The sequence below is a fragment of the Micromonospora sp. LOL_013 genome, from assembly GCF_048060315.1.
GTDB lineage: Bacteria > Actinomycetota > Actinomycetes > Mycobacteriales > Micromonosporaceae > Micromonospora_E.
In genome coordinates this window covers 22,279-45,352 of record NZ_JBHMIQ010000046.1, presented here as the reverse complement: position 1 = coordinate 45,352, position 23,074 = coordinate 22,279, and the positions used below count along the sequence as shown (strand labels likewise).

Here is a 23,074-nt window from a genome sequence, read left to right as displayed (position 1 = left end):
AGAAGTTAGCAGGGGAAGGTGACCACCGGACGACACGCACCGCACGTACGGCCGGCGGGGTGTCGCGCCGGCTTCAGCTGAACTGCGTACGCGGCCGTTGCTGGGCGACGCCGTCGACGTACAGGTCGACCTTTTCGCTGTAGAAGCAGGCCAGACCGGCGATCTTCTGGCTCTCCGGCAACGGCGCGCGGTAGATCCAGACCAGGTCGTCGTACGTCCGCTCGCCGAGCCGCACCGACCAGTACTCGGCGGTCCCTTTGTACGGGCAGTGGGTGCGGGTCTGCGACGGCACCAGAAGGTCCCGCCGCAGGTCGGTCAGGGGCAGGTAGTAGCGCGGCGGCAGCCCGGTCTCGAACAGGATCCGGGAGGAGCCGGAGTCGGCCAGCGTCACCCCGTCCAGCTCCATCCGCACCCGCCGGCTGCTGGCCAGAATGTCGACCCGGGTGTACGGGTCACGCGGGTGCGTGTAGACCGGCTCGTCCTCCTCCAACCACTCGTCCATCGCCGCCCAGTCCAGGCGTACCGCGTCGCGTAGCTGCTTCAACGGTGAGTCGGGGTAGCGGCGGGCGGCTCCGGCGGCGGTCCGGCCGTCCCCGGTGACCACGTCGAGGATCTCGGCGGTGCCACGGCTCGGCGACCGATCGGTGGCACCGGTCGCGACGAGTGTCGCGCGGACGTCCGCCGCCGGCAGGTAGTAGGTCGGGTAGTAGGGCTTCTCCCAGACCAGTAGCGGGGCGGTCGTGTCGGCCACCACCTCGCCGTGCAGGTACACCCGGACCCGTTTCTGGCCCGGTTCCACCCGGACCGTGCCACGCCGGCCCGGGGCCGGGCCGGCGTGGGACGTCTCACTGCCGGTGTCGGGTCCGCTCACCCCGGAATCATCCATACCACCGGCAACGATCATCGAGGGCTGGATGTTTCCCGCCGGCCGGCCGGCTTCGATGTCAACCGCACCGACAGGTTTCACCTCGCGGTACCGTCGGCGACGTGACCGGATTCGCGGCGGTGGTGCTGGCCGGTGGCGCGGCCCGACGGATGGGCGGCGTCGACAAACCGGACGTACCGGTGGGTGGGGTAGCCATGCGGGACCGGGTGCTGGCCGCCGTCGCGGGCGCCGACCCGCGCGTCGTCGTCGGCCCGCTGGCCGACCCGCCGCCGGGTGTCCTGGCGGTACGCGAGGAGCCGCCCGGGGCCGGTCCGGTCGCCGCCACGGCCGCCGGCCTCGCCGCACTCGCCGAGGCCGCCGGCCGCACCGGTCCCGCCGCGTTCGCGGAGCCGGCCGGCCTGGTCGCGCTGCTCGCCGGCGACCTGCCGCTGCTCACCGCCGATGCGGTGGACCTGCTGACGCGGACCGTACGGGCGGGTGGTGTCGACGGGGCGCTCTACGTCGACGCCACCGGCCGGCGGCAACTGCTCTGCGGTGTGTGGCGTACCGAGCGGCTGCGTGCGGCGGTCGACCGGCTCGCCGCGCAGCGCGGCGGCGGCCTTGTCGGGGCGTCGATGCGGGCGCTGTTCGGCGGCCTGTCCGTCGCCGAGGTGACCTGGTCCGGCGCCGGCGCGGCGCCGTGGTTCGATTGCGACACCGACCAGGATGTCCGGCAGGCACGGGAGTGGGTGCGATGAGCGACACGATGACGAGCTGGGTGGCGTCAGCCGCCGCCGAACTCGGGCTCGACCCCGGCGAGGTGCCGGTGCCGGTGGTGCTGGACCTGGCCCGCGACGTGGCGCACAACGTGCTGCGCCCGGGTGCGCCGGTCACCGCGTACCTGTTGGGGTTGGCCGTCGGCCGTGGCGCCGACCCGGTCGAGGCCGGTGCCCGGCTGGCCGCCCTGGCTCGTGCCTACGGTGCCGGCGAGGTCAGGCCGGCTCCAGGCGGATGACGATCTGCTTGGACGTCGGGGTGTTCGACCCTGCGGCGGTGGAATCCAGCGGCACCAGCACGTTCGCCTCCGGGAAGTACGCGGCCGCGCAGCCGCGCGCCGTCGGGTAACTCACCACCCGGAAGGCGCTGGCCCGGCGCTCGACCTGATCCGACCACTCCGACACCAGGTCGACCTGGTCGCCGTCGGTGAAGCCGAGTGCGGTCAGGTCGTCCGGGTGGACGAAGACCACCCGGCGCCCGCCCCGGATGCCGCGGTAGCGGTCGTCGAGCCCGTAGATCGTGGTGTTGTACTGGTCGTGGCTGCGCATGGTCTGCAGCAGCAGCCGGCCCGGCGGCACCTCGATCACGGTCAGCGGGCTGACCGTGAACGCGGCCTTGCCGGACGCGGTGGCGAAGGTCCGCCGGTCCCGGGGCGGGTGCGGCAGCACGAATCCGTCCGGCTCGGCGACCCGGCGTTCGAAGTCGGCGAAGCCCGGCACCGTCTCGGCGATGGTCGCCCGGATCGTCCGGTAGTCGGCCTGGTACGCCTCCCACGGCACCGGCGAGTCGGGCAGCGTGGCGCGGGCCAGCCGGGCGACGATCGCCACCTCGGAGAGCAGTTGGTCGGAGGCGGGGGCGAGCCGGCCCCGGGAGGCGTGCACCGCCGACATCGAGTCCTCGACGGTGACGAACTGGTCGCCGCCGGCCTGCCGGTCCCGTTCGGTGCGGCCCAGGCAGGGCAGGATCAGCGAGGTCGCGCCGGGCACGGTGTGCGAGCGGTTCAGTTTGGTCGACACGTGCACGGTCAACGCGCACGACGCCAGGGCGGCGACCGTCACGTCGGTGTCCGGGCTGGCAGCGGCGAAGTTGCCGCCGAGGGCCATGAAGACGCCTACCTCGCCGTCGCGCATCGCCCGGATCGCGCCGACCGTGTCCAGCCCGGTCGCGGTCGGCATCGGTACGCCGAGTCGCCGGCCGAGCGCCGGCAGCCAGGCCGGCGGCTCGTGCCAGATGCCCATGGTGCGGTCACCCTGCACGTTGGAGTGTCCACGCACCGGGCAGAGACCGGCCCCGGGCTTGCCGATCATGCCGCGCAGCAGTTGCACGTTGACGATCTCGCGGATCGCGTCGACGGAGTCCTGCCGCTGGGTCAGCCCCATCGCCCAGCAGACGATGGTCGCGTCGGAGGCGGCGAACAGCTTCGCCACCTCGACGATCTGTGCCTTGTACAGCCCGGTGGCGGCGGTCACCGCCGACCAGTCGAGCCCGGCGCGGGCGGCGCGGTACTCGGCGTACCCGCTGGTGTGGCTGTCGACGAAGTCGGTGTCGACGGCGTCGGCTTCGACCAGCAGCGCGCCGATCGCCTGGAACAGCGCCAGATCGCCGCCGATGCGGATCTGCAGGAAGTGGTCGGCCAGCGGGGTGCCGGCCCCGATCAGACCGCCGGCGCGCTGCGGGTTGCGGAACCGCATCAGCCCGGCTTCAGGCAGTGGGTTGACGGCGACGATGGTGGCGCCGTCCCGTTTGGCCCGCTCCAGCGCGGACAGCATCCGGGGGTGGTTGGTGCCCGGGTTCTGCCCGACGACGACGATCAGTTTCGCCCGGTGCAGGTCGGCCAGGGTCACCGAGCCCTTGCCGATGCCGATGGTGCTGAGTAGCGCCACCCCGGACGACTCGTGGCACATGTTGGAGCAGTCCGGCAGGTTGTTGGTGCCCAGCGACCGGGCGAACAGTTGGTAGAGGAAGGCGGCCTCGTTTGAGGTGCGGCCGGAGGTGTAGAACGCGGCTTGGTCCGGCGAGTCGAGGCCCCGCAGTTCGTCGCCGATCAGCCGGAACGCGTCGTCCCAGCCGATCGGGGTGTAGTGGTCGGCGCCGGGTCGGCGGATCACCGGGTGGGTGAGCCGGCCCTGCTGGCCGAGCCAGTGGTCGGATCGGGTGGCCAGCTCGCTGATCGGGTGCTCGGCGAAGAACTCCGGGGTGACCCGGCGCAGGGTCGCCTCCTCGGCGACCGCCTTGGCACCGTTTTCGCAGAACTCGGCGTGCGCGCGGCGCTGCGCGGCCGGCTCCGGCCAGGCGCAGCCGGGGCAGTCGAAGCCGCCGGGCTGGTTGACCCGCGCCAGGGTGAGCGCGGTACGGCGTACGCCCATCTGAGCGACGCCGGCGCGCAGCGCGTGGGTGACGCCCGGCAGTCCGGCCGCGCTGGTCGCCGGCTGGTCGACCCGCAGGTCGCGGTCGCCGGCGTCGTCTCGGGGGGCGGAACGGGCCATGCTGCCACCTTCTCACGTGCTGCGATCCGCCGGCTACGTCCAAAAGGCGCAGGCCAACGGCGGTACGGCGAACTGCGATCGGCCAGTGCCGGTTATCCGACGGCAACCGGGGCTAGCCGGTGTGGTGGCTCGTCTGGGTAGGGTGTGCGCACAACGGGACTGAGTTGATCATCGTGGGGGAGCAGGTGCCGGCATCAGGGGATCAGGCGTCCGGGAGTCAGCCGGCGGCGCACGAGCCGCTCCTGCTCGACGAGCCGAGCACGGCCGACCTGCGGGAGAAGGTGACCCAGGCGTGGCGGGACTTCGCCGCCGCGATGGCCGCCATGCTGCCGACGCTGCCGGCCGGCGCACAGGTGGAGCTCACGCTCGATCCGACAGCGTCCGGCACCGGCGACGCGATCTACTCGGTGGATGTCTCGATCGGCCTGCAGGACCGGTTGACCGCGTCGGCGGTGAGCAACGCCACACTGCCGCCGGACTACCGGATGGACCGGGACGCCGTCGCCGAACTGGTCGCGCTCGGCTGGTCGCCGCCCGGAGTGGTGCCGGGTTGCGGTGACAACTTCGGGCTGGCCACGACGACCAAGGACGTCGCTCGGCTGGCCTCCGTGATCACCCATACGCTGCGCCAGGTCTACGGGGCCCCGCATCCGGCCTTCGTCGTCTACTCGGTGGGCGACGACAGCGACTCGCCGATCGAGGTCGAGCCGCTCGGCACCGCCCGACCGGCGGCGTCCCTCGACGACCATCTCGGGCTGCCGACCGGCGACCCGGTGCCGGGGGACGGTGACGACGGTCCGGGTGACGCGCTGCCGCTCGACGAGCGGGTTCGTACGGTGGTCGCGACGATGATGCGCAGCACCCCGGAGCATCTGCATGTGGACGCTGACGGCGACATCGGGATCCGGGCCGGCTCGGCGATGGTCTTCGTCCGGATCCGGGACAATCCGCCGCTGGTGGACGTCTTCTCGCCGATCCTGACCGAGGTGGAGCCGACCGAGCAGTTGTACGTGAAGCTGTCCGAGTTGACCAACCGGATGCCGATCGGGCGGCTGTACTGCACCAACGACACGGTGTGGGCGTCCGTACCGGTGTTCGGCCGCAACTTCCAGCCCACCCATCTGATGCTCGCGGTGCAGGTGATGACCGGTCTCGCCGACGAGTTGGACGACCGGTTGCATGGCGAGTTCGGTGGCAAGCGGTTCTTTGGCGACGGGGACAAGCCGTCCCGGGGCGACACCGGGGACCACCGCACCGGCATGTACCTCTGAACCGGTCAGGCACTTGCCGGTCAGGCCAGCGGGTCGGGCACGGCGACCGGCGGCGGTGCGTCGACCAGCCGGGAGAGCACGATCATGCTCTTCGTGGCGGTGACGAACGACTCGGCCCGCAGCCGTTCGAGGGCCTGTTCCAGATGCGCGATGTCGGCTGCCCGCAGGTGCACCAGGGCGTCTGCCTCACCACTTACCGTGTACGCCCCGACCACCTCCGGGTGCTGGCGGGTGGCCGCCGCGATCTGGGCCGGTGTGGTCCGCCCGGTGCAGAACAGTTCGATGAACGCCTCGGTGGTCCAGCCGACGGCGGACGGGTCGACGACGGCGGTGAAGCCGCGAATCACCCCGGCCGCCCGCAGCCGGTCGACCCGGCGTTTGACCGCCGGGGCGGACAACGACACCCGGGCGCCGATGTCCGCGTAGGACGAACGGGCGTTGGCCACCAGCGACGCAATGATTCGCTGGTCCACGGCGTCGATCTGCAACGTTTAGTCCTTCAGGCGCAACGATCAAGACTTTTTACTGTGTGACAGCATACCTACTCTTGGTACCCGTGACCCACGTGCGCGCTGCCGCCGGGCAGCCCCGGACGTACCTGATGTGTCCGCCGGAGCACTTCGCAGTCGAGTACGCGATCAATCCGTGGATGAACCCGCAGTTGCCGGTGGACACCGAACTCGCCGTCAAACAATGGGAAGGGTTACGCGAGACGCTGACCGGTATCGGGCACCAGGTCCGGCTGCTGCCGGCCCGCGCCGACCTGCCCGACATGGTGTTCGCCGCGAACGGTGCATTCTCGGTCGACCGCACCGTTTTCGGTGCCCGGTTCACCTACCCGCAGCGGGCCGCGGAGGCCATCGCGCATCGGGAGTTCTACGAGGAGCTCGGCTGGCGGTACGTGCGGCCCACCGAGGCCAACGAGGGCGAAGGCGACTTCACCTACCTGCCGGGAGCGTACGGCGGCACGATCCTCGCCGGCTACGGGTTCCGTACCGACCCGGACGCGCACCGCCGGCTCCAGGAGACGCTGAGCCGGCCGGTCGTGTCGTTGCGCCTGGTCGACCCGCACTTCTACCACCTGGACACCGCGCTGGCCGCCCTCGACGACGAGACTGTCGTCTACTACCCGCAGGCCTTCTCCCCCGCGTCACAGCGGGTGCTCCGGCAGTTGTTCCCCGGGGCGGTGATCGCCGACCGGTCCGACGCGCTGGCTTTCGGGCTGAATCTGATCAGCGACGGCCGGCACGTGGTGGTCAACAGCGAGGCGACCGGGATGGCCGACAAGCTGGCTACCGCCGGCTACCAGCCGCTGCCGGTCGAGTTCACCGAGCTGCACAAGGGCGGCGGCAGCGTGAAGTGTTGCGTCGCCGAACTACGCGGCTGACCACGGCTCCAGCTCAGCCCAGCGCGTGCCTGGCGCTCAGCCCAGCGTGGCGAGCTCGGTGATCAGCACGTTCGACAGCACTGGGCCGTCGCGCAGCACCTCACGCAGGTACCACTTCTGCTGCGGCGTACGCGGCTGGTTGAACTGCCACGGCCCACGCGGGCTGTCGATCTGCCCCACCCGGCCGAGCGCCAGGTTCAGCTCCTGGGACGAGAAACTCGGTCCGGCGGACCGGATCGCCTTGTCCAGCACCTGGGCCGCGTCGTAGGACGACATCGCGTACGTGGTCGGCGACGCCCCGTACCGCTTGCGGTAACCGGTGGCGAACTGCAGGTTGGCCGAATTGTCCAGGTCGGCCGAGTAGTTGAGAGCGGTGACGATACCGCTCGCCTCTTCACCCAACTGGTCGATGACGTTGCCTTCGGTGAGGAAACCCGGACCGTAGATCGGACCTTCGAAGCCGGCGTCGCGCAATTGCCGGATGAACTCGACCGCCGCCGAGCCGGTGAAGTGGCAGTAGACCGCCTCCGGATCCCGGAGGATCACCTCCTGGATCGGCTCGACGAAGGTGTCCCGACCTGGATTCGGGGTGGCATTGGCCCAGATGACCGCCCCGGAAATCCGCCCGTCGCTGGCGCCGAAGCTTTCCCGGAACCCCTGCACCACGTCGCGGCCGGCGGGCTGGTCGGCGGCGACGATCGCCACCTCGCCGTTGGCGGACACCTCTCGGGCCAGGTAACCGCCGAGGGCGAGGCCGGGCTCGTCGGCGACGTACGAGGTACGCCAGATGTAGACGACGCTCTGCAGGCTGCGTGGCGAGGCGTTCGAGCCGATCAACGGCACCCGGGCCTCTTCCACGGCGTCCCGGATGGCGAGCATCACCGCCGAGTTGGCCACCCCGGTGAGCGCCAGCACCTGCTGCTGGAGCAGCGAGTCGACCGCCGCCCGCCCGGACTCGGGGGTCTCCCCCTCGTCGGCGATCACCAGGTCGACCGGGCGGCCACCCAGCCGCTGCTGGTGGGTGTCCAGGTAGAGCTGGAAGCCGTTGAGCATCTCGTCGCCGATCGGTTTGTAACCGCCGGTCTGCGGGACGATCAGGCCGATGCGTACTGGCCGGTCGCTGACCAGGCCGTCGTCGTCGTTCGAGTCGTCACCCGCGCCGACGCTGCAGGCACTGGCCAGCCCGGTGGCGCCGAGCGCGGCCAGCAGCTTCAGGGCTTGCCGGCGGTCGATGTGAGGCACAGGGGTGGTCCTCTCCCATGGATACGACGGTCGGTCGCGCAGGTGGAGTACGCCGACGGTGGCGAGCTGGTCAACAGTCCACTCGGCGTTCTACCCGCTCGGCTGCGTCCAGTCAATGCTAGGTGATCTGCCGGTTCACGCCGCCGACGGGCGGCGTGATCGGGGGGGGACCTACGGGCGGCGTGATCGGGGACCGGCGAGCGGCCGGCCCTGGTGCTGCGTCAAGATGGAGCCTATGACCGAGACGTCAGGCTCCCCGGAAGAGACCAACGAGTCCGGCCCGGCGGCTGGCCGGCCCGGCGCGGTGGTGGTGGTCGGCCCGGACGGGCGACCGGTCGGCACGGTGAACGCCGGCGGTGCCGGCACCGGTGCCCCCGGCGGCACCAGCGGGGCCACCGGTGCCGGCGACGAGCCGGTCGACCCGGAAGACCCGTCGCAGTTGATCGAGCAGCCGGCCAAGGTGATGCGGATCGGCAGCATGATCAAACAGTTGCTGGAGGAGGTCCGCGCCGCCCCGCTCGACGAGGCGAGCCGGCAGCGGCTGCGCGAGATCCACCGGCGTTCCATCACCGAGCTGGAGGACGGCCTGGCACCGGAGCTGCGCGAGGAGCTGGCCCGGATCTCGCTGCCGTTCGAGGACGGCGCCACCCCGAGTGAGAGTGAACTGCGAGTCGCCCAGGCCCAGTTGGTCGGCTGGCTGGAAGGGCTGTTCCACGGCATCCAGGCGGCGCTGATGGCCCAGCAGATGGCAGCCCGGCTGCAGCTTGAGCAGATGCGTTCCGGCGGGCGGCCGGCACTGCCGGTCGGCCCAGGTGGGATGATCCCTGGCATGCCGGGTCAGGCCGGTCAGCCGGGCGAGGGCGGCAGCACCCGCACCGGCCAGTACCTCTGACTCTGCGCCAGCAACTGCTCCAGGTAGGCAGCCACCCCGTCGTCGGCGTTCGACGCCGTCACCGCGTCCGCGATCTCCTGCACCGTCGGGTGGGCGTTCGCCACCGCGACCGCCTGCCCGGCCCAGGTCAGCATCGGGACGTCGTTCGGCATGTCGCCGAAGGCGACCACGTCGGCGGCGCCGATCTGCCAACGGGCGCAGAGCCAGGCCAGCCCGGCCGCCTTGGTGACCCCGGCAGCTGAGATCTCCACCAACCCGGACTTCGACGAGTGGGTGGCCTCGGCCAGCCCGGCGAGCGCTCCGGCGACGATCCGGACGAACACTTCCGGGTCATCGTGGCTGCTGCGGGCCAGCAGTTTCACCGCCGGCGCGGTGAGCAGCTCCGTCGAGTCGGTGACCTGCCGGGCGGTGGGGTGATCGCTGTTCCAGTGCGCCGGCCAGTCGATGCCGTGCCGCATCAACCGGCCATCCTCCACCTCGACGGCGAAGACCACATCCGGGACTTCGGCGCGCAGTCGCCGGGCGACCTCGGCCATGATCTCCGGGGCGAGCGGGTCGGCGCGCAGCACGGTGTCGGTACGCGGCTCGTAGACCACGGCACCGTTGGCACAGACCGCCGGCACCGGGGCCTGTAGCTGTTCGTAGACGGCCGACAGCCAGCGCACCGGCCGGCCGGTGACCAGCACCACCTGCCCGCCGCGCAGCTGGAACTCGTCGAGCGCGGCGGCGGTCCGGGCACTGAGCGACTTATCGGGCCGCAGCAGTGTCCCGTCGAGGTCGGTGGCGACCAGACGTGGATGCACTTCCATCTCCGGACAGTAGCCGGTCGAGGTAAATCGCTACGCCGTCATCATCATTACGCAGTGTAACCTCATCGGCGGCACGGCGTACTGCCGGATGGGCGTTCGACACCGCCACCCGCGACCACCCGGCCCAGGCGAACATCGGCAGGTCGTTGGGCATGTCGCCGAAGACCAGCACGTCCGCCGGGTCGACGCCGAGCGACTCCGCGACGACCGCCAGACCGCTGGCCTTGTCGACACCGGGCGGAGAGATCTCGATGAAGCCCAGCCCGGCCTGGGTGACCGTCGCCAGCGTCGGTGGGACGACCTGCACCGCGGCGGCGAGCAGCGCGTCCACGTCGTGCGACGGCGTCCGGGCGAACGCCTTGATCACGTCGGTGGCCAGGCACTGCTCCCGGGTACGAGCCTCGAACCGCTCCGGGTAGCGCCACTGCGGGTCGAAGTCGCCCCACAGCGGCGCCTCGTGCTCGTCGGACGCTTCGACCATTACGATCAGCGGACCGACTGCCGCCTCCAACTCGGTGATCAGCTGGGCCAGCACGTCGGCGGGCAGCCGCTCGTCGCGCAGCACCCGTACGCCGGTCGGGTCGCTCTGGTCGACCACCCGCCCGCCGCCGGCCATCACCAAGTAGTCGGCGGCTCGGATGTCGTTGCGGGTCAACTCCATCAGCCTTGGTCCGCGGCCGGTCGCCCCGACGACCGGGATGCCGAGGTCGCGGGCACGGTCGAGCACCTCATGGGTGTACGCGGAGACGGTCTCGTCGCTGCGGACCAGAGTGCCGTCGAGGTCGGTCGCGATCAACTTGGGTAGACCGGGGCGCGGCATGCTGTCCTCCTTGATCCCCCCGTGGTCGACGATCTCCGTGGTCGATGATCTCCTCGGTCGACGGGGCAGCAACCGTACCTCGCATACCGTGACCTGACCATGACTTCCAAGCGACGACCGCGTGCACACTGACCAGGCATCGGTGTCCGACGTCAGAGCATGATCAGGTACCGCCGGACCGGCCCGAACGCGGTGCCTCCACCGCCGCCAGTGCCAGTACCAGCACCGTCAACGCCAGCACCATCGTCAGTGATGACCCCGGGGTCGACGAAGACGCCGACCGTGGGCGGGATGTCGCCGTGCTGGATCAGGTTGTCCGGCACGATCGCGCCCCGCACCCCGCCGGCCGGATCCAGGTACCACCAGCCATCCTGGAACACCAACAACGCCGCCGGCTGTGTCGGCTGTGAATGCGCCGGCAGGTGCACCCAGAACTTGCGCACCGTACCCGGGTAGATGGCGCTGTCTGTCCGGTCGACTCGATGGTCCGGCCAGCCGGGACACCAGGTTGGCGTAGCGAGTCGGGGCCGTGCCGGTACCTGACGTCGGACTGGTCGACCGGCAAATGCCGGAACGGCACCTCGACTGGTGAACGCCGCACCCGTCGCTCCCTTGGCAGGGCGGGACGTCAGGCGGTGGCCAGGGGTTCCAGGACGTCGCGGCCGCCGAGGTACGGCTGCAGTGCCTTCGGCACCCGTACCGAGCCGTCCGGCTGCTGGTGGTTCTCCAGGATCGGGATCAGCCACCGGGTCGTCGCCAGGGTGCCGTTGAGGGTGGCCACCGGCTGGCTACGACCGTCAGCGTCGCGGTAGCGGATGTTCAGCCGGCGGGCCTGGAAGGTGGTGCAGTTCGACGTGGAGGTGACCTCGCGGTAGCGGCCCTGCGACGGCACCCACGCCTCGCAGTCGTACTTGCGGGCCGCGCTGGTGCCGAGGTCGCCGGCGGCGACGTCGATCACCCGGTAGGGGATCTCCACCTTCGCCAGCATCTCCTCCTCCCAGGCGAGCAGCCGCAGGTGCTCGTCATGGGCCTGCTCCGGCGGGCAGAAGGAGAACATCTCCACCTTGTCGAACTGGTGCACCCGCAAGATGCCACGCACGTCCCGGCCGTACGAGCCGGCTTCCCGCCGGAAGCACGACGACCAGCCGGCGTAGCGCACCGGCCCGTCGAGGGTCAGGATCTCGTTCGAGTGGTATGCCGCCAGCGGCACCTCGCTGGTGCCGACCAGGTACAGGTCGTCGGCTTCGAGCCGGTAGATCTCGCTGGCGTGCTCGCCGAGGAAGCCGGTGCCTTCCATCGACTCCGGCTTGACCAGCACCGGGGTAATCGTCGGGGTGAGGCCGTACTCGACGGCCTGGGCGATGGCCAGCTGCAGCAGACCGAGCTGCAGCAGCGCGCCGACGCCGGTCAGGTAGTAGAAGCGGCTGCCGGAGACCTTCGCGCCTCGTTCGACGTCGATCGCGCCGAGCGCTTCACCGAGCGCCAGGTGGTCGCGGGGTGCGTCGATGTCGGGGCGCTCACCGACCTCCCGCAGGACGACGTAGTCGTCCTCGCCGCCGGCTGGCGCGCCGACCTCAATCAGGTTGGGGAAGGCCAACTGCGCCCGGCGCAGCGTCTGCTCGGCCTCGGTGGCGGCGGTCTCGGCCGCCTTCACCTGGGCCGACAACTCCTTGGTACGGGTCAGCAGCTCGGCCTTCTCAGCCGGTTCCGCCCGGGGCAGTCGCTTGCCGAGCTGCTTCTGCTCGGCGCGCAGCGCCTCGAAGGCCTGCACCGCCGCGCGGCGCGTCTCGTCGGCGGCGATCAGATCGTCCACCCGGGACTCGGACTCGCCGCGGGCACGCTGGCTGGCACGGAAGAGGTCCGGGTCGTCACGGAGCAGTCGGAGATCGATCACGGAAGTCAACGATACCGGCCCACCGCGTCGGCCCGCGCGCAGGTTTTCGGCCGGCTCGCCAGCGGTGCGTCCTCACCAGTGGGGTGTCTGGTGCGGCGGGTTGTCCGGCCGGACGAACGGGGCGGTCGGCCCGACCGTCAAATCGGCGGGTGCACCCCCGCCCGGTTCCGGAGCGGTGTCCCGCGGCCGACGCCACGGCAGGTCGGTCGGGGCGGGCGCCGGACCCGCCGGGTCGCCGGTCGCGGGTCGTTCGCTCCCGTCGAGCCCCCGACCATGGTCGACACCGCCTTCGATGTCGGCACCGCCACTCCCAGTGGTCCCGCTACGGCCGGCCGCGGTCCGCCCGGCCAGGTACAGCGCCAGCAGCAACGCGCCGACGCCGACCAGGCCGGCGGTCACCGCCGTACCACGGCTGACCAGCACCTCCATCTCGGCGGGAACCTGCAACGACGATCGGATCAGCTCGTCGCCGTTCAGCATCACCGTGACCAGCAGGGCGACCAGCCCGGCACCGATGGTCAGCCCGGCGATCCGGGTGTCGGGGCGGTTGCGGTGGGAGCCGAACAGTGTCAGGGCCGCACAGACCAGCAACGCCAGCAGACCGAGCAGGTACCCGGTGCCGAAAGCACCGAGTTCGGCGAGCCGCACGGCGGCGGCATAGGGACCGCCGTTTCCGACGTCGGTTCCGGGGATCTCGAAGGTCAGCCACACGCCGCCGAGCGAGCCGGCTGCGGCGAGCACCCCGACGGCGGCGAGCAGCAGGCTCGGCAGGTTGCCGCGGCCAGCCGAGCCGAACCGGGTTACGGCAGCGGCACGGGCCCGGTCGACGGTCGCGGCGGTCGCGCCGGACAGCCGCTCAGCGACGACGGTCCACCTGCCGGGGCCAGGGCTCGGTTCGGACCCAGGACCTGGGCCGTCGGCCAGCGGGGTGTCGTCGCCGCCGAGCTCGATCACCGCCGGCTGGTCGGCCGGCGGGCGGGGCAGGGCGGGTTCCGCGCCGGTACGGCGGCCGTCGTCGGGCATCGGGTCCGAGCCTCCTCGGTGACCTTGCACGGGCATCGTCGCGTCGGGCATCGAGGTGAGCTAGCGTCATGCCCATGCCTATCCGTACCGCATCTGCCCGCTGGCAGGGCAATCTGACCGAGGGTTCTGGCACTATCCGCACCGGGAAAGGCGGGTACGAAGGAAACTACTCGTTCCGGTCCCGCTTCGATGAGGGCGAGGGCACCAACCCCGAGGAGCTGATCGGTGCCGCCCACGCCGGCTGCTTCTCGATGGCGTTCTCGAAGGGTCTGGCGGACGCCGGGTTCACCCCGACGTCGGTGCAGACCACCGCAAGTGTGCACCTGGACAAGACGGACTCCGGGATGACCGTCACCCGGATCGACCTGGAGACGGTGGGCGAGGTACCCGGTGTCGACCCGGAGACCTTCCAGAAGCTGGCCGAGGCGGCGAAGGCGAACTGCCCGATCTCCCGCCTGCTGTCGCCGGGTGCCGAGATCACCCTGAACGCCAGCCTCTCCGTCTGACCGCCCGCCCACGACGCCACCCTGACGATCCTGGGCTTGTCCGGCGCCGTCGACCGATCTCACGTTCGCCGGTGTCTGGACGAGCCCGGGATCGATACCGAAGCAAGCCCGGTGATCGATACCCGGCAGGCCCGGAAAACGCCCCGGGGAGCCGGTGTGCGGCAGAATGGACCGATGCCGGTCGACATGAGCCGCGAGCGCTTCGAGGAGTTGGTCGGGGAGGCGCTGGACGAGGTCCCAGCGGAGCTGCTGCGGCTGATGAGCAACGTGGTGATCCTGGTCGAGGACGAGACCCCGCCGGGCGAGCCGGAGCTGCTCGGTCTGTACGAGGGACACGCCCTGACCAGTCGGGGCTGGGACTACGCCGGCGTACTGCCGGACCGGATTCTCATCTTCCGGCACCCGATCCTGCGGATCTGCGCGACCGAGGCCGACGTGGTCGACGAGATCGCGATCACCGTGGTGCACGAGATCGCCCATCATTTCGGCATTGACGACGAACGGCTACACGATCTGGGCTGGGGTTGACCAAGGATGGTCCGGCCGGGCGATGACGTGCGGTTGCGCGGGTTACCTACCCTTCGGTCGATCAACCTGACCAGGAGGAACCCATGCGCAGTGCCCTGTTCTCCGCCGATCACCTGGAGAAGGAGTCCGCCCAGCCCGGGCTGCGGCTGCAGAACTCCAAACTGCTGAAGATCGAGCTCAACGGCGAAGCGATGGCCCGGACCGGTTCGATGGTCGCCTACCAGGGCCACGTGCAGTTCCAGGCGCTCGGCTCCGGCGGTCTCGGCAACTTCATCAAGCAGAAGCTCACCGGCGAAGGCGTACCGCTGATGAAGCTGACCGGCCAGGGTGACGTGTTCCTCGCCAACGAGGCCGCCGACGTGCACCTGATCGATCTGGAGCCGGGCGACGCGCTGTCCATCAACGGCTCCAGCGTGCTGGCCTTCGACTCCACGCTCCAGTACGACATCCGGATGGTCCAGGGAATGGGCTTCGCCTCCTCCTCCGGCCTGTTCAACTGTGTCTTCACCGGGCAGGGACGGCTGGCCATCACCACCAAGGGCACTCCGGTCGTGCTCTCCGTCGACCAGCCGACCTACGTCGACCCGCAGGCCGCCGTCTGCTGGTCGGCCAGCCTGCAGACCGGCTACCACCGGGCCGAACAGTTGGGCATCGGTACGCTGCTCGGCCGGCGTACCGGGGAGGCGTTCACGATGAGCTTCGCCGGCCAGGGCTTCGTGATCGTCCAGCCGTCCGAGGAGCCGCCGGTGCGCGGCGCCGGCCAGGTCCCCCAGTAGCCCGACCGACGCGCGGGACGCGCCGGGTGACTGACCCCGTTGGCGGTGTCCGGTCGGCTCAGTCCAGTTGGCCGGCGCGGATCCGGGCCAGCCAGGCGGCTGCCTGCGCGTACTCGTCGTCGTGCCGGCCGGCCGGCCCGCCCGTGGTGCGGGCGCCGGCCGCCGGCGGCCAGTCGTGCCGCGGGTAGGAGCCGAGGAACCGTACGTCGGCGCAGACCCGGCGGAGCCCGCGCAGCGCGTCGCCGAGCCGGTCGTCGGCGACGTGCCCGGAGCAGTCCAGGAAGAAGGCGTACCGGCCGAGTGCCTCCCCGGTCGGCCGGGACTCGATCCGGGTGAGATTGACCTCCCGGACGGCCAGCTCCATCAGCACCGCGAGCAGGGCGCCGACCCGGTCGTGGGCGATGTAGACCGCCAGGGTGGTGATGTCGTCGCCGGTCGGGGCCGGCGGCGGTCCGGGGCGCCGGACCAGGACGAACCGGGTCACCGCGTCAACGTGGTCGGCGATCTTGTCGGCCAGCACGGTCAGTCGGTGGCCGCTGGCGCCGATCGGCGCGCAGATCGCCGCGTCGTATTCACCGGCCGCCGCGCCGACGGCCGCCGCGCCGTTGGACAGTACGTCGACCACGGCGGCGTTCGGCACCTGCCGGCGGAGCCAGGACCGGCACTGGGTGGACGCCTGCGGGTGGGCGGCGACGGTGCGGACCTGTTCCAACGTGGTGCCGGCGGGTGCGGCCAGCACGAAGTCGACCGGCAGCACCACCTCCTGGGTGATCACGAGCGGCTTGCCGTTGGTCAACTCGTCGAAGGTGACGCCGACCGCTCCGCCGACCGAGTTCTCCAGCGGCACCAGGGCCGCGTCGACGTTGCCGGCCCGGACCGCGTCGAGCGCCTCCGGCACGCTGCGGGCCACGACCCGCTCGCCCTGCCGGGCCGCCGGGATGGTCAGCAGGGCCTGCTCAGCGAAGGTGCCCTCGGGGCCGAGGAAGGCGAATCGGGTCGGCGCAGGGACGGACATGCCGGCCAGCTTACGGAGTGGTCGGCGGGATCGGCACCGACTCGCAGGCGAGGGTACGGATCCCGGCCGGCGCGACGACCCGGACCGGGATGACGCAGACGTCCGTACCGGCGGTGACCAACGTGAACGAGGTCGGCGACCCTTCGGTGACCACCTGCAACGGCTCCCGGGACGGGATCTGCACCACCGTGTACTGCCAACTGCCGGCGCACCGGGGTGCCACCGGCACGCTGACCTGGGCGCCGGCTGGTAGCAGCCCGTCGGTGCGGCGCAGCAGCGCCACCACCTGGGCGGCGGTGGGCCGCCCGGCGCAGTCGACGGCGACGGCCACCGGGAAGCCGTCGGCCGTCGGGGAGCTGCTCGGGGTGGCCGACGGCGGGTTGGCCGGCGTCGGCGTGGGCGTACCTGGCGGTGCGGTCGGCGGCGATGTGCCGGTCAGTGCCGGCGCCGGCGCCGCGTCCGCCGTTGAGGCGTCGACCCCGGGCGGCCGACCGCAACCGGCGACCGTCGATACGCCGAGCAGTGCCGCGCTGATCAGCAGCAGTCCGAAGCCGGCGCGCCGGCCGGGGTGCCGGCTGCCGGCCCGGGACCGTCGACGTGCGGACAGCACCAACTCATGGTACGGCTGCGCCGGCGACCCGGTGGCCGCTGCCGGTCAGCGTGGCCAGAGCTTCGGACAGCCGGACGGTCGGCACCAGCAGATAGTCCGTGTCGAAGGTCGAGAATGCCACGATGTTGACCCGGGCTTCAGCCAGCGGACCGACGAGCGACGCGAGGACCCCGGTCAGCGCGAGGTCCAGTGGGCCGACCACCCGCAGGCAGCGCCACGGCGTCTCGACTTTGGCACCGGGCGGCACCCGGTCGGTGCGGCAGATCACCGACACCTCGTCCTCGGTCCAGGTGACCGAGACGACCCCGGCGGTGGGGCCGGCCAGGTATTCGGCCGGCAGCGAGGACCCGGCCGGTAGGCGGCAGACGGCGTACTCCGCTGGCAGCAAGTCCAGGTCGAGCATGAGGGCAGCGTACGGCAGAGGCGTCGACCGGCGGGCCGGTCATCCGGCCGAGTACGCGGTGGTGATCGGTGCGAAGAAGGTCAGCGACCCGGTCACCTTCTTGCCGGTCCACACCGGGGTGGCGATCGCGTCCACCGTGCCGTCGCCCTGGGCAGTGGCCGCGTCACTGTCGACTCGCAGCAGGCCGCGGGCGAGCCGCCCGGAGCTGAGCGCGAGCAGCGGCGGGATCTTGTCGATCTCGGTCTCGTCGAGCTCGCCGCGTTGCGCGGTGAAGTCGACCAGCCGCAGGCCGGCCAGCAGCGGCCGGCCTTCGACCCGGCCGGGTTCGCCGAGGCCCAGCAAGTCGCAGCAGGACCGGGAGATCGCGGCGACGGTCAGGTCCTGGCGCAGGACGAGACACGGCTCCAGCGCGGTAGCGGCGGTGGCCGCCCACAGCTGAAAGTTGTCCACGCGCATCGGCTCGATCGGCTCGCGGGCCTGAGGGACCAGCGGTTCCGAGATCGAGAGCTCGACGTGCGCCACCCGCGCCTCCCCTGACTCAACCGGACAACAGCAACGCTATCCGGTCTCTGCCGGGTCCGTCGACTGATGCCGAGCAGGCTCAGGATCGGACAGACCGGGGTGAACGGGTGCAGTCGTCATAAGCTGGTCGGCAGCGGGACGTACGCCGTAGTGAGGTCGTCAGCGCCTTCGCCCCGAAGGCTACCGCCGGCTGGTCGGCTTGTCAGCGGCTGAACGGCCGGCCCCGTACCACCGGTAGTCGGTCGCCGAGCGGTACGGAGCGTTCAGCCAGGTCTCCGGGTGCCGGGCCACCTGGTACAGCTTCTCGGCGGTGGCCGAACTGATCCGGGTGCCCCCGGCGATGAGCAGCCGATCCAGCTCCCGATGGGTGGTGACCATGCACTCCTTGGGCAGCCCGTACACGCTGATCACCCCGGAACCGACGAAGGTGAGCACCGGAGCGACCGGGATGGTGTGCCCGACCGCGGCGGACATCGCCTTGCTCGCCCGCTTGGCGTCCCGGCGGGCCTCGGCGACGTACGTCGGTCGCTTGCCGTTGATCTGCACCACGTCACCGGCGACCAGGACCCGGCTGCGGCCGTGGTCGACGACGGTGACCGCGAAGAGCCCGCTGGGCCCGATGGCCAGGAACCCGGCACGCTCCTCGCGGCCGGCGGTCTCCAGCCCGAGCACCCGGTCCGGGCTGTCGGTACGCGGCCAGTTCACCACGTGCCAGGACGGGCCGAGCTGATCAAGACGGTTCAGCGCACGGGCACCGGCCGCCTCGATCCGCTTGGCGCCACGCTCGGCCCGACGGCGTCGGGCCCACTCCATCGGCGACGGCCGGATGGCCTCCAACGTGCCAGGTGCGGACTCCTCCATCGCCCGTTCATCCGGTCGGGGCAGCGCCCGCTGGGCGGGCAGCACGCGGCGCTCATGGAAGACAGTCATCACGACCTCCGGCAAAGGTCCCCTGGACGATGGACTACCAACTACCGTACGTGGCGACACCGGTACTAAAGCAAGACACCAGGCCGGAGTGAGTAGGGATGAATGCCCTATTCACCCCACGACTCTTTCAACAGATGGTGCCAAACGACTGCCATAGGCTGCGAGTGTGACGCACTACGTCGACAGTGAGGTAGGCCACCTCCGGGTGGTCATGCTGCACCGTCCGGGCAGCGAGCTGGCCCGGCTGACCCCCCGCAACACCGGTGCCCTGCTCTTCGACGCGATCCCCTGGGTCGCCGGCGCCCAGGCCGAGCACGACACGTTCGCCGCCGTGCTGCGCGAGCGCGGTGTCGAGGTGCTCTACCTCGAACAACTGCTCACTGAGACGCTCGCCGCCGCCCCGGCCCGCGCCGAGGCCGTGGCGACCGTACTGGCCGGCCGCCGGTTGGGCGAAACCCTGCGCGACCGGGTCGCCGAGCAGCTCGCCTACCTCGACCCGGCCGGACTGGCCCGGGTGCTCGTCGCCGGCCTGGCCCGTGGCGAACTTCCCCGCCGCGACGACCGGCCGGCCGGGCTGGTGCATGCCCTGCTGCGCGAGCACGACTTCATCATCGACCCGCTGCCCAATCTGCTGTTCACTCGCGATTCATCGGTCTGGATCCGCGACCGGGTGGCGGTGACCAGCCTGGCGATGCCTGCCCGCCGCCGGGAGGGCCGGCTCACCGACCTGATCTACCGGCACCACCCGCGGTTCGCCGGGACCGAGCTGATCCACCGGCCGGACCAGGAACACGTCGAAGGCGGCGACGTGCTGCTGCTCGCCCCTGGCGTGCTGGCCGTCGGCGTCGGCGAACGGACCACACCCGCCGGGGTGGAGCGACTGGCCCGGCGGGTGCTCGGCGACGGGCTGGCCCACACCGTCCTGGTGGTGCCGATCACCCAACGACGGGCGACCATGCACCTGGACACCATCTGCACGCTGGTTGACGTGGACGCGGTGCTGATGTACCCGCCGATGGCCGAGGAGCTCGCCGCGTACACGGTGATCCGTACCGCCTCGGGCGACCTGCAGGTCGCTGGACCCGCGCCGTTCCTGCGGGCTGCCGCCGACGCGATGGACATCGACCGGCTCCGGCTGGTCGGCACCGGGCTGGACCCGGTCACCGCGGAACGGGAGCAGTGGGACGACGGAAACAACACCCTGGCGCTGGCTCCCGGGGTGTGTGTGGCGTACGAGCGGAACACGGCGACCAACACGCAGCTGCGCCGGGCCGGGATCGAGGTGGTGACGATCCCCAGCGCCGAACTCGGGTCCGGCCGGGGCGGCCCACGGTGCATGTCGGCACCCCTGGTCCGGGATCCGCTCCGGCCCGACTGACCGGCCGCCGGGTCAGCGCAGCGTGAGCTGCCGGCCCAGCAGCCCCTGCCGGGACCGGCGGGCGGCGGCGTCGAGCGGATCGGTGACGCTGGCCGCCGCCGCGAGCCGCTCGGCGAACTCGGCCAACGGCTGCTCCCACTCGGCGGCCTCCGGCCCGGACGGCAGGTCCCACACCGGCACCAGCAGCCCGTGTGCCCGGAACATCCCGGCGAACCGGGTCTGCGGCCCGATCGGCAGGTCACCGGCGGCGCTCAGCCGGGCCAGCGTGTCCAGCGTCCGGTCCTCGTCTCCGGGCAGTACCCAGCGCACGTGCGCCCGCTCCCCCACCCGGCACCAGTACGCGGCGGGCGCCGCCGCCATCCGGGTCGTCGGATAGATGGACGCGTCGGCCCGTTCCAGGGAGGCCTGCACCGCCGGGTTGGCGGCCGTTTCGGGCTCCACCCAGAACGCGAAGCTGTCGTGCACCTGGACCGTCAGCGCCCCGTCGGCGAGCACGTCCTGCAGCCGGGGGCCGGGGCCGGGCAGCGGCGGCACCGGCACCGTGTCGCCCGGCTCGGTCTCCAGCGCGGCCAGCAACGCCGCCGCCAGGTCGCGAGAGACGTCCCCGGACTGGGCGTGCCGCTGCAGCCCGATCATGACCTGGCCGTCGGCTCGGACGACGGCCGGGGCCGCCATCGGCAGCACGGTGGCCAGCGTCACCGTCCGGTCGGCGTACTTGCCGGCCAGCTCGGCTTCGAGGATCAACGGCGCGGTGGCCGCTGGGACGAGTTCGCGCAGCGCGACCCAGTCCGGCTCGTCGGCCAGCCCGGCGAACGGCCGGGGCACGAATACGTCGCGGATCTTCTCCCGCTTGCCGCCGCTGGCGGCCCGGTCCTGCTTTCGGCGCTTGCCCACGGCCAGACAGCCTAGAGGAACCGGCCCGCCACCGGGGGATCCGCCCGGCCCCCGGGTCTGCGACCGCTGGAATCTGCCCCCGGCCCGGCTCAGCCCGAATTCGGCTCGCCGATCTCTGCCCAGACGCAACGGCCGGAGCCGGCGGGCTCTACCCCCCACCGGCGAGCCAGGGCGGCGACGATGCCCAGGCCACGGCCGTTGAGCGCATCCGACGGGGCGGTCCGGGCCTGCGGAACGTCCTCGGACCCGCCGTCGGTCACCCGCAGCAGGACCGTGCGGCTGTGCCGGCGCGGGGTCAGTTGCCAGGTCACCCGGATCGTTCCGTCCGGAAGCGGCCGGGCGTGCCGTACGGCGTTGCCGACCAGTTCGGCCACGACCGTCATCACGTCGGACAGGAAGTCGGGGCGGATCCGGTCGGCCAACGTCCGGGCGAGCTGGTGACGGGCGAACCGGGCACCGCTGGCATGGTGCGGTACCAGCATGCTCCACACCCGTCCCGCCAGTGCCGAGGTCACGCCGCCTCCTCTCAACTGCGGGGCAGCCGCACCTCGGCGACCGTACCTCCGCCGTCACGGGGCCGCAGGGACACCCAGCCGTGTTGGCGCTCGACGATCTGTCGGACCAGGTACAGGCCGAGTCCGGCGCCGGGGTAACGGCGCTGGTCGCCCGACTCGCCCTGCCAGAACCGATCGAACGCTCGTTCCACGTGTTCCGGACGTACCCCGATGCCGCGATCACTAATCCGCAAGGCCACCGAGCGTTCGTCGGCGATGGCGGTGACCTCGATCGGGCTGCCCGATGGCGAGTACTTGTCGGCATTGGTGGCAAGTTCGGTGAGTACGGTGATCAGGCTCGCCCGGTCTCCGACCGCTTTCGGCAGGTCGTCGGGCAGCTCGACGGTGAGCCGCTGACGCAGTCCGGCGGGCAGATTCTCGACAGTGGCCCGCAGTGCCTCGACCAGATCGAACGGGGCGGACGGCGTGCCGGCTGCCGGTCCCGAGTCATTGGCGGCGGAGAGTAGCCGGTCGACCAGCCGGGCCAGTTCGGTGGCCCGCTGCCCGAGCACCCGGGCGGCCTCCCGTCGGTCCCGGTCGGTCAACGACTCCCAGTGATCACTGAGGGTCTCCGCGTACCCTTTGATCACGGTGACCGGGGTGCGTAGCTCGTGGCTGGTGACCGCGATGAACAGGTCGACGTCGTGGTCGCGGTGGTGCTGGTCGGTGATGTCCCGGAAGGTGACCACCCGGGAGGCGGCGAAGCCCGGTAGCTCCCCGGAGGTGATCCGCAGCCACCGGCCGTCCGGCTGCTGATGGTCCACGACCTGTCCGGGGGGCGGCACCGGGAACGGGATCGGTCGGTGCAGCCGGTCCTGTGCGGTGCTGCCGGTGAGTCGCTCAGCCGCCGGGTTCCACAGCCGCACGCAGGATTCGTCATCGACGATGGCCAGTCCGTCGGCGAGCGCGGCGACCACTGGCCCGTCGCCGTGCACCGGCAGCCCGGTCTGGTCGCCGTACATGTTGGCGATGCAGGACGCCAGGTAGGCGATCAGCGTGTGATGGTCAGGGCCGGCGCTCCGGTCCGGATCCGGGTAGTAGGCGTGCAGGCTGCCGATCAGCACCCCGCCGATCTCGGCGCGCGCGATCAGCATCCGATGCAGGCCTCGGCCGGCGATCTGGTCGGCCGGGCCGGCGGCGAGCGCCGTCACCGGGAACTCGACGGTCCGCGGTCCGGTGAGCAGCCGGGCGGTGGCGGGTTCGTCGAGGTCGACGGGTCGGCCGACCGACCATTCGGCGGCACCGGTGGCGGCGATGATCCGACCCCTGTGTGGTCCGTACTCGGCGAACGAGGTCCCGGCGGCGCCGAGCGCACGCTGCGCGAGTCGCAGCAGGTGGTGCAGGATCGGCAGCCCCGACTCACCGCTGTTGATCATATCGAGGACGACGGTGTGTCCAGCGATCAGACTCGGATAGTCGGGGCGTTCCGGCATGCTTCGAGTCTGCCCGGTGCCGGCGGATTTGGGCAGTGCCGGGCCGCCAGCGCCGCGCC

Annotated in this window: 25 protein-coding genes and 1 pseudogene; 9 read left to right on the top strand and 17 right to left on the bottom strand. The window is 71.5% G+C overall.

Annotated features, from left to right (window positions below; all coding sequences use genetic code 11):
• Positions 1-73 precede the first annotated feature (73 nt).
• On the bottom strand, positions 74-871 hold the full coding sequence (locus ACFHWS_RS24940) for a DUF427 domain-containing protein (protein ID WP_416569215.1): 798 nt from the start codon (positions 869-871) through the stop codon (positions 74-76).
• A gap of 116 nt (positions 872-987) precedes the next feature.
• Between ACFHWS_RS24940 and mobA the strand changes: the two genes are divergently transcribed.
• Complete coding sequence (gene mobA, locus ACFHWS_RS24935) at positions 988-1,623, top strand: molybdenum cofactor guanylyltransferase (protein ID WP_416550757.1); 636 nt, start codon at positions 988-990, stop codon at positions 1,621-1,623.
• The gene (locus tag ACFHWS_RS24930; RefSeq protein WP_416550759.1) at positions 1,620-1,880 is read left to right on the top strand and encodes a DUF6457 domain-containing protein; all 261 of its coding nucleotides are present in this window, start codon (positions 1,620-1,622) and stop codon (positions 1,878-1,880) included. Before mobA ends, ACFHWS_RS24930 begins: the two co-directional genes overlap by 4 nt.
• On the opposite strand, the gene ACFHWS_RS24925 is transcribed toward ACFHWS_RS24930, so the two are convergent.
• Entirely contained in the window at positions 1,858-4,128 is a 2,271-nt protein-coding gene (locus ACFHWS_RS24925; RefSeq protein WP_416569214.1) for an FdhF/YdeP family oxidoreductase, read from the bottom strand. The genes ACFHWS_RS24930 and ACFHWS_RS24925 overlap by 23 nt on opposite strands.
• Positions 4,129-4,313: 185 nt before the next feature.
• On the opposite strand from ACFHWS_RS24925, the gene ACFHWS_RS24920 reads away from it, so the two are divergent.
• Entirely contained in the window at positions 4,314-5,399 is a 1,086-nt protein-coding gene (locus ACFHWS_RS24920; protein WP_416569213.1) for a T3SS (YopN, CesT) and YbjN peptide-binding chaperone 1, read from the top strand.
• Between the two features lie 20 nt (positions 5,400-5,419).
• On the opposite strand, the gene ACFHWS_RS24915 is transcribed toward ACFHWS_RS24920, so the two are convergent.
• Complete coding sequence (locus tag ACFHWS_RS24915; protein WP_416550763.1) at positions 5,420-5,887, bottom strand: Lrp/AsnC family transcriptional regulator; 468 nt, start codon at positions 5,885-5,887, stop codon at positions 5,420-5,422.
• 68 nt (positions 5,888-5,955) lie between these two features.
• Between ACFHWS_RS24915 and ddaH the strand changes: the two genes are divergently transcribed.
• Positions 5,956-6,786, top strand: coding sequence for a dimethylargininase (gene ddaH, locus ACFHWS_RS24910; RefSeq protein WP_416550764.1), 831 nt, complete (start codon positions 5,956-5,958; stop codon positions 6,784-6,786).
• Between the two features lie 36 nt (positions 6,787-6,822).
• Here the strand turns inward: ddaH and ACFHWS_RS24905 are convergent, their stop codons facing one another.
• Complete coding sequence (locus ACFHWS_RS24905) at positions 6,823-8,028, bottom strand: ABC transporter substrate-binding protein (protein WP_416550766.1); 1,206 nt, start codon at positions 8,026-8,028, stop codon at positions 6,823-6,825.
• A gap of 226 nt (positions 8,029-8,254) precedes the next feature.
• On the opposite strand from ACFHWS_RS24905, the gene ACFHWS_RS24900 reads away from it, so the two are divergent.
• Positions 8,255-8,920, top strand: a complete 666-nt coding sequence (locus ACFHWS_RS24900) for a bacterial proteasome activator family protein (RefSeq protein WP_416569212.1) — start codon at positions 8,255-8,257, stop codon at positions 8,918-8,920.
• Here the strand turns inward: ACFHWS_RS24900 and ACFHWS_RS24895 are convergent.
• The 5 genes and pseudogenes from ACFHWS_RS24895 to ACFHWS_RS24875 form a co-directional block, all read right to left on the bottom strand.
• Positions 8,875-9,729: an HAD family hydrolase gene (locus tag ACFHWS_RS24895; protein WP_416569211.1), complete on the bottom strand. Its 855-nt coding sequence runs from the start codon at positions 9,727-9,729 to the stop codon at positions 8,875-8,877. The genes ACFHWS_RS24900 and ACFHWS_RS24895 overlap by 46 nt on opposite strands.
• Positions 9,730-9,733: 4 nt before the next feature.
• Positions 9,734-10,549: pseudogene (locus tag ACFHWS_RS24890) on the bottom strand (HAD family hydrolase); the annotation flags it as partial.
• Positions 10,550-10,701: 152 nt separating this feature from the next.
• Positions 10,702-10,992, bottom strand: a complete 291-nt coding sequence (locus tag ACFHWS_RS24885; protein ID WP_416550769.1) for a hypothetical protein — start codon at positions 10,990-10,992, stop codon at positions 10,702-10,704.
• Positions 10,993-11,177: 185 nt separating this feature from the next.
• Positions 11,178-12,443, bottom strand: a complete 1,266-nt coding sequence (serS, locus tag ACFHWS_RS24880) for a serine--tRNA ligase (RefSeq protein WP_416550770.1) — start codon at positions 12,441-12,443, stop codon at positions 11,178-11,180.
• A gap of 72 nt (positions 12,444-12,515) precedes the next feature.
• Positions 12,516-13,466, bottom strand: a complete 951-nt coding sequence (locus ACFHWS_RS24875) for a hypothetical protein (RefSeq protein WP_416569210.1) — start codon at positions 13,464-13,466, stop codon at positions 12,516-12,518.
• 74 nt (positions 13,467-13,540) lie between these two features.
• Here ACFHWS_RS24875 and ACFHWS_RS24870 point away from each other — a divergent pair, with 74 nt between their 5' ends.
• The 3 genes from ACFHWS_RS24870 to ACFHWS_RS24860 all read left to right on the top strand — a co-directional run bounded on the left by ACFHWS_RS24870 (position 13,541) and on the right by ACFHWS_RS24860 (position 15,276).
• Entirely contained in the window at positions 13,541-13,972 is a 432-nt protein-coding gene (locus ACFHWS_RS24870; RefSeq protein ID WP_416569209.1) for an OsmC family protein, read from the top strand.
• Positions 13,973-14,146: 174 nt separating this feature from the next.
• On the top strand, positions 14,147-14,500 hold the full coding sequence (locus ACFHWS_RS24865; protein WP_278173063.1) for a metallopeptidase family protein: 354 nt from the start codon (positions 14,147-14,149) through the stop codon (positions 14,498-14,500).
• An 83-nt stretch (positions 14,501-14,583) separates the two neighbouring features.
• Complete coding sequence (locus ACFHWS_RS24860; RefSeq protein WP_416550773.1) at positions 14,584-15,276, top strand: AIM24 family protein; 693 nt, start codon at positions 14,584-14,586, stop codon at positions 15,274-15,276.
• Between the two features lie 58 nt (positions 15,277-15,334).
• Here the strand turns inward: ACFHWS_RS24860 and pheA are convergent, their stop codons facing one another.
• From pheA to ACFHWS_RS24835, 5 genes are all read right to left on the bottom strand, one after another.
• Positions 15,335-16,291 (bottom strand): prephenate dehydratase, encoded by a 957-nt coding sequence (pheA, locus tag ACFHWS_RS24855; RefSeq protein ID WP_416550774.1) that lies wholly within the window; start codon positions 16,289-16,291, stop codon positions 15,335-15,337.
• Positions 16,292-16,301: 10 nt separating this feature from the next.
• Positions 16,302-16,901 (bottom strand): hypothetical protein, encoded by a 600-nt coding sequence (locus tag ACFHWS_RS24850; protein WP_416569208.1) that lies wholly within the window; start codon positions 16,899-16,901, stop codon positions 16,302-16,304.
• A gap of 4 nt (positions 16,902-16,905) precedes the next feature.
• Positions 16,906-17,304 (bottom strand): ACT domain-containing protein, encoded by a 399-nt coding sequence (locus ACFHWS_RS24845; protein ID WP_416550776.1) that lies wholly within the window; start codon positions 17,302-17,304, stop codon positions 16,906-16,908.
• A gap of 39 nt (positions 17,305-17,343) precedes the next feature.
• Complete coding sequence (locus ACFHWS_RS24840) at positions 17,344-17,826, bottom strand: hypothetical protein (protein WP_416550777.1); 483 nt, start codon at positions 17,824-17,826, stop codon at positions 17,344-17,346.
• Positions 17,827-18,006: 180 nt separating this feature from the next.
• Positions 18,007-18,756: a hypothetical protein gene (locus ACFHWS_RS24835; protein WP_416550778.1), complete on the bottom strand. Its 750-nt coding sequence runs from the start codon at positions 18,754-18,756 to the stop codon at positions 18,007-18,009.
• 166 nt (positions 18,757-18,922) lie between these two features.
• Between ACFHWS_RS24835 and ACFHWS_RS24830 the strand changes: the two genes are divergently transcribed.
• On the top strand, positions 18,923-20,134 hold the full coding sequence (locus ACFHWS_RS24830) for an arginine deiminase (RefSeq protein WP_416550779.1): 1,212 nt from the start codon (positions 18,923-18,925) through the stop codon (positions 20,132-20,134).
• Between the two features lie 12 nt (positions 20,135-20,146).
• Here ACFHWS_RS24830 and ACFHWS_RS24825 read toward each other — a convergent pair whose 3' ends face one another.
• The 3 genes from ACFHWS_RS24825 to ACFHWS_RS24815 form a co-directional block, all read right to left on the bottom strand.
• Positions 20,147-21,028: a DUF5926 family protein gene (locus ACFHWS_RS24825; protein ID WP_416550780.1), complete on the bottom strand. Its 882-nt coding sequence runs from the start codon at positions 21,026-21,028 to the stop codon at positions 20,147-20,149.
• An 89-nt stretch (positions 21,029-21,117) separates the two neighbouring features.
• Positions 21,118-21,543, bottom strand: coding sequence for an ATP-binding protein (locus tag ACFHWS_RS24820; RefSeq protein WP_416569207.1), 426 nt, complete (start codon positions 21,541-21,543; stop codon positions 21,118-21,120).
• A gap of 11 nt (positions 21,544-21,554) precedes the next feature.
• A complete protein-coding gene (locus ACFHWS_RS24815; protein ID WP_416569206.1) occupies positions 21,555-23,015 on the bottom strand; it encodes an ATP-binding protein in 1,461 nt (486 codons plus the stop codon).
• Positions 23,016-23,074: the final 59 nt, after the last annotated feature.